This is a genomic window from Hymenobacter sp. (genome assembly GCF_035709525.1).
GTDB lineage: Bacteria > Bacteroidota > Bacteroidia > Cytophagales > Hymenobacteraceae > Hymenobacter.
This window is the reverse complement of record NZ_DASTEP010000197.1, coordinates 1-12,857: the sequence shown is the minus strand read 5'-3', so window position 1 is coordinate 12,857 and position 12,857 is coordinate 1. Positions and strand designations below refer to the sequence as shown.

Sequence of the window (12,857 nt, the reverse complement as noted above, 5' to 3'; positions counted from 1 at the left end):
TTAGCTATGAGCACGGAATTGGTTTCATTCAATAGCTGGGATGAGTGGCAACAGGTTGCTGACGGTTCCCTTAAGCTTAATGTAAATATTCCTATATCAAGGCTTAGTGGTTTCGAAGATGATGTGTGGGATTTTAATGATGCAAATAAACCACGCACGTTATGTTTTTCAGCTAATGCTCTGCGAGTTAATTGGGTGAAGTATAAGGAGAAAATACCAGAATCTTTGCTGAATAGTATACGGATAGTTAGTTTTTTTATTGTTAAGTATCCTATTGTTATTACCAATGCTCGAAAGAATTCGAAAGGAACTCTAGCGCCTTCTAGTTGCTGCCAATCTATTAATATGTTACTTAGTTTCATGGCAGAACTGTGTGACCAAGCGACTGTTTATGTTGGTGAGGACAAAATTCCTGTTCGTTATGTTGAGCGCCTAAGTGACATTACAATTCATGATATTAAAAAGGCTGTTGAGAACTGGAGTGTTACGAGCCTGAGTAATAGGATTCAAAAGATTTTGTCAGTTTTTACCAGTCCTCTTGTTAAAGCCTATCTGCCTTCTATTGAAGAAAATAATTCTCCAGTTAATTGGACAGTTAAGGATTTGAAGGAAATAAACTTTCCTAAAAAACGTCAGCATCCACCAGGAGAAGGGCCGGGTTATCGCGATAAGCCATTATCGGATTCATTATTTATTTTTTTATCGAAAAAAGCTACCCAGGATGTTGTTGCCTTTCTTAAAGTAACTGGTCAGGAATGTCAAGCACCAATTCCTTTTTCACCGGAAGAACATCCCATATTTAGTAAATATCCTAATTTTAAAGATATATACCAAGACTTTTTGATATTGTATGATATTCGCTGCGAAACGCTTGTAGAAGCTATTAAGAAAGGCAATAAGCAAGCTCCTCGCAATAAAAGGGAGTATACCTTATTTAAATCTAAATTCAATATCTCCTATGGTGATGTGAAGAAAATAGTGGAGCGTATCCAAACTGCGGCCAAGTATTTATTGCTTCAGTTTACTGGTTTGCGGTACAGTGAAGCTGCAATGTTGCGAGTGGGATGTCTACAAAAGGCCTCTTCTGGTGAATATGTAATTAAAGGCACGGTTATTAAAGGTGGAGCAGTAAATTCATTAACTGGAACGGATTACTGGATAGCATGCCCTATAGTGAGAGATGCGTTGTCGATATTAGAAAAGGCAGCTCAAGCTACGAAAAATGAGCATTTATTCACTACCAATCTATATGCTGTAGAAGATAGGTATGATTTGCCAATAATGGGCACTGAATTAAATAAGCAATTATCGGAATATTTGTATGATATAGACGAAGAGGCACAGTTCTGTATTAAGCAAAGGCTGACCAAATGGCGTCACAATGGTGTTCTTGAAAAAAATCGTATTACAACTCATAGGCTAAGACATACTTTAGCTTTGCAAATGAGTCGGGCTAACCTAAGTATACCATATATTAGCCTGCATTTAAAACATATTTATCAAGCGTATAAATCCTTCCAATCCGTGGCAAATGTGACCACGGAGTATGGTGGTATCGGTGCCGATATCTTTCAAAATGCGGTAGGGATTCGACAAGCTCATCGCGAGGTAGTGCATTCAGTATATCACCCTCAATCTCCGATTGCTGGTCCTGGTGCAGAGGAATTTAAGCGAAATCGGGCCTACTATTTCACGGGGATGCAGGCCGCTGGCCGTGATGTAGACGAAGTTCTAGAAACTCTTTCTGTAAGTGGCCTGCCATTTGCCGATGTCGGTCTAGGGTACTGTAGAGGTCGAAAAGATATAGAGAAGGAAGATGGTGAGAAGGAACCCCCTCCATGCATAGGTCAGTTAAAATGCAATCCCAGCAGATGTAAGAATGCAATAATCCCACAGGTAAAAATTCTGATGTGGAAACAGGTATTTCTTGAAAATCATAAACGTATGAATGACCCGCTTCTTGCTCATTCTAAAGTGGAGTGCCAGCAGTTGATGATGGAAGCTCAGCAGGTTTTAACTGATTTGGGAGTAGACATAGCAACCTTATAATCAAAATGAACCTTGAATACAGTGACGACTCCTTTACGACAGATTGGATTGAACAACATGATAGGTTGCCAGTAGACGAGCGCTCCTTTTTCTATCATGAGCGTAATCAAAGGGACTGGTGGGAACAGAATAAGCGAATCAGAAAGATGTTCGTAGATGTAAATCTAGAATTAAAAAAGCTGATTCGTGCGAATAATGTACCATCAGTAAGAATGCTGTCTTGGTCGCAATTAGCTCATAGTATAGGATGTGATAGGGCGACGCTCAAGCATGTGAGACGATACTACTGGGTTAATGAGTTGCGCAATCAGCTACTCGCGTTACTCAACGATGCTAAGCAGCAAAAGAGTAGTCCCAAAGAAGATATTTCTGTCGAATTATCGGAAGTAGAAGGCTTAAAAGTGAGTCTGCAAAATCAGCGTAACCAGACTGCTATTTGGTATGACAAATGCATTGTGCAAGAGGAGCAGATAAGTTTTCTAGAGCGCGTTTTGGCAAAAAGAGAGGCAAAAATTCAGGAACTTGTCACCCGTAACCGGCAGTTTTAAATTTGATGAGTACGCAACTAGTGGCTAGTAGGCAGATTATCAAGTATATTCAGCATTTTTTTGCTCTCGCAAATTTCTTACGGCTCGTTGCGCCGGAGCAGCGGCGTGCCGTAGTGCGTGGCCACGGCTGTGCCGCCCAGGGCCAGGTTGCCATCGGCGCTGAGGTAGCCGAGGTTGCCGCCGCCCACGGTTTCGGCCAGGTTGTGGCGGTTGGTCAGCTCGGTGGCGGTGCGGTGAAAGCCGGTGTAAAGCAGGCTGGTGCCGAACTCGTCGAATTGCGCCAGCGAGTCGGCCGCTTGCTGCAAATTGGCGTCGATGTTCTTGTGCGAGGCAAAGGCCGTGGCCTCCCAGCGCGGCGTGAGCTGATAAGTAGCCGCCGCGCCCCGAAAAAACGTGTTTTCCAGCAGTGCCGAGTAGGGCCGCACGCCCACCGACGAGCGCCGCAGCGTGGTTATCGTTTCCGCGCCCTTGCCCACCGCCAGCCCCGACGACAGCAGCAGCCCCTGCCCAAATTGCAGCTGGTAGTCGCCCAGCGCCAACGCCTTCCAACGCCCGCGCTCCTGCAAAAAGAAATGTGCCGACCAGTAATCCGCCCCGAAGCGGCCCCGGCCGGGCTGCCAGGCCAGCGGCTCGCCGGCGTCCTTTTCGGCCGCGAAGCCCAGGCTGAAATCGTGGGCGTGGCTTACGCGGTAGCGCACCAGCAGCTTGTCGGGCGAGCCGAGGTAGCGCAGCGTGGGCCGCCCCTGAAACGTGTCCACGGCCGAGTAGCCCTTGCGCTGCTGAAGCACCCGCTCGTAGCGCAGAAAGAGGGCGTTGTTTTCCTCGTTTTTGATGCGCTGCCACAGCGGGCCGCGCGCCCGGTTGGCGTCGGCGGTTTGCACCGTCACGAAGGGCAGCACCCGGTAGATGGCCCGCAAATCCCAGCCCGGCACGGCTTGCAATTCATACAGGCTCAGCAACAGCCCGGTGGCCTCACGGTGTTTCAGGAGGCTGGTAATCTGCGTTTCGGAGAGTAGCAACAGCGCCCGCAGCTCTTCGCGGCTGGCGGTGTTGAGGTTCACCGGCGTCTGGTAGTATTGCAGCAGCGTCTCGTACAAGTCCTCGTAGGGCACCTGGTCCGACTGAATTTCGGCGAACAGCTCCTGCGTGAGGCGGTCAAGGTCGGGCGCGCGGCGCGGCAGCTCCTGCGCCCGGGCGGATAGGGCGCAGAGCAACGTAACGCCAAGCTCCAGCTTGGCGAAGCGGGCGGCGAGGCTCGTCAGACGCTTCGCCAAGCTGGAGCTTGGCGGTACTTGCCCCAGCCCGCCGCTCATGGCTTGCGCTCCCATTGCCAGTTCAAACTCAAAAACTGACTCAGCCCCAGCACGCCGTGCCAGCCGGCCGCGTAGTCAAACTGAAAACTGCCGGCCCGCACGCCCACGCCGCCGGTGGTTTGCTGGCTCAGGCTGGCGTAGCCCGCCCGGATGGCCACGGCCGGTAAAGGCAGGTATTCGAGGCCGGCTTTGAGGCCGGCGGCGCGCTCTACGTCTTTCTCGGTTTCGGCCAGCAGTAGCACCTGCTTGCTGGGGCGGTAGGCCAGGCCGGCGCGCAGCACGGTGGGCACGCGCTCGTCCTGGTAGTCAAGTAGTCTGGCCTGATTGAGGTTATACAGATACACGCCGAAGGTCAGGCGCTCGGGCACTACCTCGGCCTGCCCACCCAGCGAGGCGGCCACCGCCCGGCGGCTACCCAAATCCTGAAAACTGACTTGCAGCACGTCGAGTCGGCCGCCGATGTTCACCACGCCCAGGCGGTAGCCGTAGGCCGCGCCCAGCCGGGTTTCATTGTAGAGCCCGCCGCCGAAGCGCTGGGCCTCGGCCGCCACCACGCCGTGGCTGGCGCGGGCCGGCTGCCCGGCGGCGGGCTCGATAGTGCCCAGCGGCACAGCCACGGCGGCAGCCACCAGGTTGAGGCTGGCGATGAGGTAGCGATTTTCGAGGTGGGCGCCGGCCGTGGGGCGGGTGAGGGTGCCCAGCCCAGCCGCGTTGTTGGCCGCGGCCCACACGTCGCCGCCGAGGGTGGCCGAGGCGTTGCCCAGGGCCACGGCCCGCGCGCCGTGCCCGGCCGGGCCATTGCCCTGCGCCCATAGCGGGGCCGGGCGGGCGAGGCCGAAAAAGAGGAGTGGCAGTAAGCGTAGCCGCATAGGCGCTTCTTGAAAAAGAAGCCGAAAGATAGGGCCGCGTCGAGCTTAAAGCTGCTTGTAGCCAAGCATAAAGCGGCCCTTATTCGTAGTTATTTCAGAAAGTCGCGCACCTGCTTGCCCGTGGCGTGCTTCCAGGTTATCTGGGCATTCACGGAGCGCGCCACGATGATGCGGGCGGCGAGGTTGGCCGATTTAAACAGGTAGTCCTTGGCAAATACCAGGTAGTCGCCTTCTGGCAGCAGCCCGCCACTGGCTAGCAGCTCTTGCCGCAGCAGCTGCGCAGGTAGCTCGAGGCTCGCGGCGGCCAGCGCGGCGGCCCGCGAGCCGGCTTTTACCAGCAGCCGGCCATCGGGCTGGAGGTAGGCCGTGGCCTGCAAAACGCCCTGGCTGAGCGTGAACTGCTCGCCGGCGGGCGGGGCCAGTGGGGTAGCGGGCGTGGGAGCAGCCGGCGGACGAGGCACGGCTTTGGTCGGGCGGCGCGCGGGGGTAGTGGGCTTGGCCGGCGCGGTCGCTGGCCTGGGAAGGGCGAGCGTTTGCAGGGGCTCGCCTACTTTCTCTGGCGGGGTACCCATCAGGAAAGCCTGGGCCTCGGCGGGCGTGATGGTGAGCACCTTGGCGGCGAGTAGCTGCACCATGGCCTCGGGCAGCGACGGAAACGGCGGCTGCGACACCAGTTTCTGGGCATCGGGCAGCACGTCTTGCATGGCGCGCTCTTTTTTACCCAGCATCAGGTAGGCCTCGGCTTTGTGGCGGGCCGAGTGGTTGGTGATGTTGTCGCGCCGCAAAAAGGTGTCGAAGTAGCCGGCTACTTCCTCCAGCCCATCCTGCTGCAAGTCGAACTTGCAGAACAGCTTGTCCTTGAACTCGCCGCTGGTGAAGGAAAAGTAAAACCGCCAGTGCCGGCCGTCGGTGATGATGGTGAAGAGCGCCGTGTGGTCGCGGTTGTAGTCGCGGAGCTGCCGCTCCACGGCCGCCAGGTCGGCAGCAAACGCGCCCACGCCCTTGCACTCGATAAAGATGGCGGTATCCTCGAAGTCGCGGGTAAACAGGGCCACGTCCACGCGGGTGTGGTCTTCCTTTTTGGTGGCCTTAAACTCGGTGTATACCTCGGTGGGGTTCCAGATGTCCCAGCCCAGCTCCTGCACCACGCGCGCCACCAGCGAGAGGCGCACGTGCTCTTCGTTTTTGTATTCTTTGCGGCGCAGGCGCTGCTGGATGTCCAGTAAAATCTCGTGCATAAAAACAACCTCCTTAAGAAGCCAAGCACCAAAGAAAACACCGAAACCAGCAAGCAGGCGGCCGTATCTTTAGGTGATGTTTCGCTCGCTGGCCCGCTCGTTTTTTCTGCTGCTCATTCGCTTTTATCAGCTGGCGATTTCGCCGCTCAAGCCGCCGAGTTGCCGCTACACGCCCACCTGCTCGGCCTACGCGGCGCAGGCCATCGGCAAGTACGGGCCGTGGCGCGGGGGGCGGCTGGCGCTGCGGCGCTTTGGGCGCTGCCACCCCTGGGGCGGCCACGGCTACGACCCGGTGCCGTAGGTTTAAAACCCGACCTTTGTAGTCGGTTTTGCCGTATGGGGAAGCCTTATGTTGTATATCCCCTTTGTGATGCGCCCCTTGTTGGGGCTCGTGCTGGTTGCGTCGGCTTGCTCGCCAGCCGACAGCGCTCAAAACCAAGCCAACACCGCCGACCAGCCGCAGGCTGTAGCCCAAGCGGGTAGGAAAAACAAGAAGGGCAAAAAAGGCGGTTCTAAAAAGAAGCAGGCCGACCTGCCCGCCGGCCTGCGCCGCGTGGGCACCCTCACCGAAGGTATCTTCGAGAGCTCGGGCCTCTGCGCCGCGCCCGAAGCGGGCACCTACTACACCTTCGGCGACGATGGGCAGCAGCCCACCGTGTTTCGCATCGACGCGACCGGGCAGCAGGTGGGCCAGTTTACGCTGGGCGCGCCCAACCACGACTGGGAAAGCCTGAGCCGTGACAACAGCGGCAACTACTACATGGGCGACTGCGGCAACAACAACTCTGACCGCCGCAACCTGGCCATCCTGCGCTTCCGGCCCGCGCAGCCCGCCAACATCGGTAAAATCAATTTCAGCTACCCCGACCAAAAGGAATTTCCGCCGCCCAAGGCCGAGCGCACCTTCGACTGCGAGGCCAGCCTCTGGCACGCCGGCCAGGTGTACCTCTTCACCAAAGACCGCGCTCAGAGCACCACTTGCAAAGTGTATACCGTGCCCGAAACGCCCGGCACCTACACCGCCAAGCTCATCACCAAAATCGCCATTCCGGGCCAAGTGACCGATGCCACGCTCTCGCCCGATGGCCGCCGCCTGGTGCTGCTGGCCCGGCAGGAGCTGTTCATCCTGGAAGGCGCGTCGTGGGAGGCCATTTTGAAAGCCACGCCCCGGCACATCGACCTAAAAGGCGCGGGCCAGACGGAGGGCGCGGCATTTAAGAATGCCAACACGCTACTCATCAGCACTGAAGAGGGCCGGCTGTACGAGCTTGATATTTAGGGCGTACTCGAATTGGGCTAAAACCGCTTCTGAACCGTCATGCTGAGCGCAGCGAAGCATCTCTACCGCTTCTCTATTAAGCCTTTCAACGAAGCGATAGAGATGCTTCACTGCGTTCAGCATGACGGTCTTTTTTAAAAAAGCACCCCAATGGCTACGCCAGCAGCTGCGGCTTCTCCTGGTACACCTTCCACAAAAACTCGCCGAACAGGGTATTGGCCCAGGCAAACCACGGGCGGGTAAACTTGCTGGCGTCGTCTTTGTGAAACGACTCGTGCATGTAGCCGGTGCCGGCGTGGGTGGCTTTCAGGCTCTGAATGCAGGCCCGGATTTCGGCATCGTCGGTGCTGGTGAGGCCCCGCACGGTGATGGCAATCGGCCAAATCATGTCCGCGCCCACGTGCGGCCCGCCGATGCCCTCGCCCGCTTTACCCTTATAATAGAATGGGTTATCGAGCGAAAGGAGTAGCCGGCGCGTGTTCTGGTACAGCGGGTCGGTGGCGGGCACGGCCCCGAGGTAGGGGAGAGCAACCAAACTGGGCACGTTGGCATCGTCCATGAGCACGTGACTGCCGTAGCCATCGACCTCATAGGCGTACACGTCGCCGTGCTGCGGGTGCTTCACCACGGCGTGCTGGCGCAGGGCGGCGGCTACCTCATCGGCGAGGGCGGTGAGGGACTGCGCGGTTTGGGTGTCCTGGCTGAGGGCCGTCAGCATTTCGGCGGCCTGGCGCAGGCTCGTCACGGCGAAGAAGTTGCTGGGTATCAGGTAGGCGTAGAGCGTGGCGTCGTCGCTGGGCCGGAAGGCCGAGCAGATGAGGCCGTTCGGCCGCACGGGGTAGCCGTAGCCGTGCATAGGCTGGGTGTCGGTGGCCTTCTCCGTCACGCGCTGGAACTTGTACGGCCCCAGGCTGTCTTTGCGCTGCTGCTCGCGGAAGGTTTGCAGGGTAGTCTTGATGGCTTGTTGCCACTGCGCGTCGAAGGGCTTGGCATCGCCGGTTTTCTTCCAGTAGTGGTAGGCCAGCCGGATGGGGTAGCACAGCGAGTCGATTTCCCACTTGCGCTCGTGCACGCCGGGCTGCATGGCGGTGAGGTCCGATTTCCACTCGCCCACCTTCGTGTCGTCGCCATAAAACGCGTTGGCATACGGGTCTTTCAAGATGCAGCGCGTCTGGCGGTTGATGACGCCCGCGATGAGCTGCCGCAGCTCGGCATCCTTGTCCACCAGCTGCAAGTAGGGCCACACCTGCGCCGAGCTGTCGCGCAGCCACATGGCGTCAATGTCGCCCGTGATGACGTAGGTATCGGGCCGCCCGTCGCGGGTGCTGTGCGTGACGGTGGTATCGAGCGTGCTCGGAAAGCAGTTCTCAAACAGCCAGCCCAGCTCCGGGTCTTTCACCTTCTTCTTAAACTCGGCAATGGCCGCCTCCACCGCGCGGCTGCGGAAGCGCCGCTTGCCAGCCGCCGGCCGCACCACCGGAAAGGCCGGCGCGGCGCTGGCAAACGCAAGAGGTGCCAGCAACGTGCTGGCCGTGAGGAGGGAGGCGCGCTGCGCGAAAAGTCGACGGTTCATGCGAGGGGTGGGGTAGAGGGGGTTTGCGGAGCGAAGCTACACGGTGGGCGTATTCTCAAAAAGCTTGTAAAAACGAGTCATGCTGAACGCAGTGAAGCATCTCTATCGCCTCGTTGAAAGGCTTAGCAGAGAAGCGGCAGAGATGCTTCACTGCGTTCAGCATGACTCGTTTTTGCGCTTTTCTGATTTGAAGGAATACGTCTGTTCTATTTCCGATAAGCAGGCAGTGTCAAGGCGAAAGTACCATTAATTCCGGCTGGCCTGCAACAGATACTAAAACCTTTTAGCATATTTGCTTGCCCCACCCCGACTGCCGCCGCACCTCACCGGCCCCGCAGTCGCTTTCCCGTACTTCTATGCGCAACCCTTCTACCCGTTTTCGCCGGGCGCTAACCCGAACAATCTGTAGCGCGCTCGGCTGTTGCCTACTCGCCAGCCCGGCGCTGCGCGCGCAGCAGCTCACGCAGTTTGTCGACCCGCTCATTGGCACCGGCGGGCACGGGCACGTGTTTTTGGGGGCCAATGTGCCCTTCGGAGCGGTGCAGGTGGGGCCGCAGAATATTTTTAAGGGCTGGGACTGGTGCTCGGGCTACCACTATTCGGATAGCCTGCTCACCGGCTTTTCGCACACGCACCTGAGCGGCACCGGCGGCTCCGACCTCGGCGACGTGCTCATCATGCCCTACACCGGCGCCCTCAAAACCGATAAAGGCCAGCAGAAAGCGCCGCACCTGGGGTACTTGTCGCGGTTTTCGCACCGGCGCGAGGTTGCCCGGCCCGGCTACTACGCCGTCACGCTCGACGACTATAACATCCGGGCCGAGCTCACTAGCACGGCGCGGGTGGCGCTGCACCGCTACACGTTTCCGGCCGGGCAGCCGCCGGCGCACGTCATCATCGACCTGAAAGAGGGCAACGACGACCAAGCCACAGAAACTTATATCGAGCAGGTCGATGCGCAAACCTTCGTGGGCTACCGCTTTTCGAAGGGCTGGGCCAAAGACCAGCGCCTGTATTTTGCCATCAAAACTTCGGTGGCGGTGCCAAAATTCGCGGTCTATAATGAGGCGCAGCAAATCGTGGGTAAGGCTGGCAAAGGGTTGGCCATCAAAGGTATATTTAGCTTCACTAAAGCGCCGGGCGCGCTCTTGCTGAAGGTCGGCATCTCGCCCGTGAGCTCGGCCAACGCGCTGGCCAATATCCACGCCGAGATGCCTAATTGGGACTTCGCCGCCGTGCAACAGCAGGCCGATAAAACCTGGAACCAGGAGCTGGCCAAAGTGACGATAACCACGCCCGACCCGGTGGTGCGGCGCATCTTTTACACCGGCCTGTACCACGCGCTGTTCGCGCCCACGCTCTTCAACGACGCCAACGGCGACTACCGCGGCACCGATAAGAAAGTGTATCCGAAAGCGCCGTTTGCCAACTACAGCATCTTCTCGCTCTGGGATACCTACCGGGCTGAGCACGCGCTGTTTACGCTGGTGCAGCCCGGCCGCGTCAATGATATGATGCAGTCGATGCTGGCCATCAACAAGGAGCAGGGCAAGCTGCCCATCTGGCACCTGCTGGGCAACGAAACCAACACGATGGTGGGCTACAGCGCCGTGCCCGCCCTGGCCGAAGCCTACCTCAAGGGCACGCCCGGCCTCGACGGCCAGCAGGTGCTGGCCGCTCTTAAAGCCGCCAGCACCCGCGACGATGAGGGCGTCAATTTTGTGAAATCAATCGGCTTCATCCCGGCCGACAAGGAAAGCGAATCGGTGGCCAAGGCGATGGAATACGCCATCGATGACTGGAGCATCGCGCAGGTAGCCAAAAAGTTGGGTGCGCAGGAAGACTACCGCATCTACAGCGCCCGCGCCAAGTACTACCAGAAGTATTTCGACCCGCACACCCGCTTTATGCGCGGCCTCACGGCCGATGGCAAGTTCCAACTGCCCTTCGACCCCATCCAGTCCATCCATCGCCAAAACAACTACACCGAGGGCAACGCCTGGCAATATACTTGGCTGGTGCCGCACGACGTGCCGGGGCTGATTAAGCTGTTTGGCAGCGACGCGGCGTTTACCCAAAAGCTTGATAGTCTGTTCATGGTGAAAGGCAACCTGGGTGAAAGCGCCTCGCCCGACATTTCGGGCCTCATCGGCATGTATGCCCACGGCAACGAGCCCAGCCACGCCACGCTCTACCTCTACCCCTACGCTGGGCAGCAGTGGAAAACGGCCGAAAAAGTGCGCCAGGTGCTGCGCGAGATGTACAAAGACCAGCCCGACGGCATCAGCGGCAACGAAGACTGCGGGCAAATGTCGGCCTGGTACATCTTCTCGGCGCTGGGCTTTTACCCGGTGAGCCCCAGCAGCGGGGCCTACGTGCTGGGCAGCCCGCTGGTGAGCCAGGCCACCATGCGGCTGGCTAAGGGTAAGACCTTTACGCTGACCGCCAAAAACAACAGCCCGCAAAATCTGTACATCCAATCGGCGGTTTTGAACGGCCGGCCGTATGCCAACAGCTACCTGTTGCACCGCGACATCGTGGCCGGCGGCACGCTGGAGCTGACGATGGGGCCGCAGCCCAACCGTAGCTTCGGCACCGACCCGGCCCACCGGCCCCGCGAGGTGTATGAGTAGGTGCTGGTCTGTGAATTAAAATGTGTCATGCTGAGTGTAGTACGAGTCATGCAGAGCGCAGCGAAGCATCTCGCGTGGCGCAGTAAATAATGACGTTGAGAATACTGCGCCACGCGAGATGCTTCGCTGCGCTCTGCATGACCCGTTTTAGCTAATTATCTATCCGCATTCCTCTTACGTTGAAAAAAAAGCTCCTCATCCACGACATTGCCAGCCACTTGGGCGTGTCCATTGCCACGGTGTCGCTGGTGCTCAATGGCAAGGCCAAGGAGAAGCGCATCAGCGAGGCGCTGGCTGACAAGGTGCTGGCCTACGTGCGCGAGGTGGGCTACAAGCCCAACCAGCTGGCCAAAAGCCTGCGCACCGGCAAAACCCACGTTATCGGCCTGGTGGTGGAGGATATTGCCAATCCGTTTTTCGCCACCGTGGCTGGGCTGCTCGAAAAAAAGGCGCTCGCGCACGGCTACCGCATCCTGTATTGCAGCACGCACAACGACGCGGCCAAGACGCGCGACATCCTGGCCATGTTTCAGGAGCGGCACGTGGATGGCTACCTGCTGGCGCTGCCTAATGGCGTGGAGCCCGAAATAAGCGCCCTGGTGCGCAGCGGCAAGCCGCTGGTGCTCTTCGACCGCGTGCTGCCGGGCGTGCTCACCAACGCCGTGGTGGTAGACGGGGCCACGGGCATGTACGAGGCAACGCAGCACCTGCTCGCGCAAGGCATCAAGTCGGTAGCACTCATCACCATCCGCGATGGGCAAACGCAGATGCTGGTGCGGCAGCAGGGCTACCAGCAGGCTTTGCAAGCGCATGGCCTGCCGGCGCTAATCGAGGAAATCGTGTATCAGCAGGAGCCCGTGCAGCTGATGGCGCAGATGCGGGCCTTTTTCGAGGCGCACCCGGGCTGCGAGGCCGTGCTGTTTGCCACCAACTACCTGGCCATGTACGGCCTGGAGGTATTGCAGCAACTGGGCCGGCGCGTGCCGCAGGACATCGCCATCGTCACGTTCGACGATAATGACTTGTTCCGGCTATACTCCCCGCCCATCACGGTAGTGGCCCAGCCGCTGGAGGCGCTGGCCGAAGAAGTTATCAGCCTGCTGCTGATTGCTCTGGAAGGCCCGAAGGAAAGCAGTCGCCTTACGCAGCTACAGCTTACGCCGCAGCTGGTAGTGCGCCAGTCGTCGGTATTACCCCACCCCCGGCCCCTCCCCTCCGGGAGAGGGGAGCCTTTCGTTGAGTTTTGAGTTCTCAGTTTTGAGTTAAGAGTTCAGCAACTCAAAACTCATACTTCAAAACTCTTAACTCAACGTCCGGCTCCCCTCTCCCGGAGGGGAGGGGCCGGGGGTGGGGTC

The 12,857-nt window shown here is 58.1% G+C and carries 10 protein-coding genes; 6 read left to right on the top strand and 4 right to left on the bottom strand.

From position 1 onward, the window contains the following. The first annotated feature begins 6 nt into the window (after nucleotides 1-6). Nucleotides 7-2,049, top strand: coding sequence for a hypothetical protein (locus VFO93_RS17565; RefSeq protein WP_325135685.1), 2,043 nt, complete (start codon nucleotides 7-9; stop codon nucleotides 2,047-2,049). Between the two features lie 5 nt (nucleotides 2,050-2,054). Further along, entirely contained in the window at nucleotides 2,055-2,597 is a 543-nt protein-coding gene (locus VFO93_RS17560; protein ID WP_325135684.1) for a hypothetical protein, read from the top strand. A 77-nt stretch (nucleotides 2,598-2,674) separates the two neighbouring features. Here the strand turns inward: VFO93_RS17560 and VFO93_RS17555 are convergent, their stop codons facing one another. The 3 genes from VFO93_RS17555 to VFO93_RS17545 all read right to left on the bottom strand — a co-directional run bounded on the left by VFO93_RS17555 (nucleotide 2,675) and on the right by VFO93_RS17545 (nucleotide 6,017). Further along, on the bottom strand, nucleotides 2,675-3,871 hold the full coding sequence (locus tag VFO93_RS17555) for a helix-hairpin-helix domain-containing protein (RefSeq protein WP_325135683.1): 1,197 nt from the start codon (nucleotides 3,869-3,871) through the stop codon (nucleotides 2,675-2,677). 35 nt (nucleotides 3,872-3,906) lie between these two features. Next, the gene (locus VFO93_RS17550) at nucleotides 3,907-4,779 is read right to left on the bottom strand and encodes a hypothetical protein (protein ID WP_325135682.1); all 873 of its coding nucleotides are present in this window, start codon (nucleotides 4,777-4,779) and stop codon (nucleotides 3,907-3,909) included. 89 nt (nucleotides 4,780-4,868) lie between these two features. Further along, nucleotides 4,869-6,017 (bottom strand): DUF4357 domain-containing protein, encoded by a 1,149-nt coding sequence (locus tag VFO93_RS17545; protein WP_325135681.1) that lies wholly within the window; start codon nucleotides 6,015-6,017, stop codon nucleotides 4,869-4,871. A 76-nt stretch (nucleotides 6,018-6,093) separates the two neighbouring features. Here VFO93_RS17545 and yidD point away from each other — a divergent pair, with 76 nt between their 5' ends. Both yidD and VFO93_RS17535 read left to right on the top strand, forming a co-directional pair. Next, entirely contained in the window at nucleotides 6,094-6,318 is a 225-nt protein-coding gene (yidD, locus tag VFO93_RS17540; RefSeq protein WP_325135680.1) for a membrane protein insertion efficiency factor YidD, read from the top strand. Nucleotides 6,319-6,387: 69 nt separating this feature from the next. Next, nucleotides 6,388-7,296, top strand: a complete 909-nt coding sequence (locus VFO93_RS17535) for a hypothetical protein (RefSeq protein ID WP_325135679.1) — start codon at nucleotides 6,388-6,390, stop codon at nucleotides 7,294-7,296. 154 nt (nucleotides 7,297-7,450) lie between these two features. Here the strand turns inward: VFO93_RS17535 and VFO93_RS17530 are convergent, their stop codons facing one another. Beyond that, nucleotides 7,451-8,869 carry a glycoside hydrolase family 125 protein gene (locus VFO93_RS17530; RefSeq protein WP_325135678.1) on the bottom strand — a complete coding sequence of 473 codons (1,419 nt, stop codon included), beginning with the start codon at nucleotides 8,867-8,869 and terminating at the stop codon, nucleotides 7,451-7,453. A gap of 356 nt (nucleotides 8,870-9,225) precedes the next feature. Here VFO93_RS17530 and VFO93_RS17525 point away from each other — a divergent pair, with 356 nt between their 5' ends. Continuing rightward, on the top strand, nucleotides 9,226-11,502 hold the full coding sequence (locus VFO93_RS17525; RefSeq protein ID WP_325135677.1) for a GH92 family glycosyl hydrolase: 2,277 nt from the start codon (nucleotides 9,226-9,228) through the stop codon (nucleotides 11,500-11,502). A gap of 179 nt (nucleotides 11,503-11,681) precedes the next feature. Beyond that, nucleotides 11,682-12,749 carry a LacI family DNA-binding transcriptional regulator gene (locus tag VFO93_RS17520; RefSeq protein WP_325135676.1) on the top strand — a complete coding sequence of 356 codons (1,068 nt, stop codon included), beginning with the start codon at nucleotides 11,682-11,684 and terminating at the stop codon, nucleotides 12,747-12,749. Nucleotides 12,750-12,857: the final 108 nt, after the last annotated feature.

Bases quoted from the DNA above. Each gene is read 5' to 3' on its own strand.
- VFO93_RS17530 (WP_325135678.1), bottom strand. From the start codon at position 8,869: ATGAACCGTCGACTTTTCGCGCAGCGCGCCTCCCTCCTCACGGCCAGC.
- VFO93_RS17550 (WP_325135682.1), bottom strand. From the start codon at position 4,779: ATGCGGCTACGCTTACTGCCACTCCTCTTTTTCGGCCTCGCCCGCCCG.
- VFO93_RS17535 (WP_325135679.1), top strand. From the start codon at position 6,388: ATGCGCCCCTTGTTGGGGCTCGTGCTGGTTGCGTCGGCTTGCTCGCCA.
- yidD (WP_325135680.1), top strand. From the start codon at position 6,094: ATGTTTCGCTCGCTGGCCCGCTCGTTTTTTCTGCTGCTCATTCGCTTT.
- VFO93_RS17560 (WP_325135684.1), top strand. From the start codon at position 2,055: ATGAACCTTGAATACAGTGACGACTCCTTTACGACAGATTGGATTGAA.
- VFO93_RS17545 (WP_325135681.1), bottom strand. From the start codon at position 6,017: ATGCACGAGATTTTACTGGACATCCAGCAGCGCCTGCGCCGCAAAGAA.
- VFO93_RS17525 (WP_325135677.1), top strand. From the start codon at position 9,226: ATGCGCAACCCTTCTACCCGTTTTCGCCGGGCGCTAACCCGAACAATC.
- VFO93_RS17565 (WP_325135685.1), top strand. From the start codon at position 7: ATGAGCACGGAATTGGTTTCATTCAATAGCTGGGATGAGTGGCAACAG.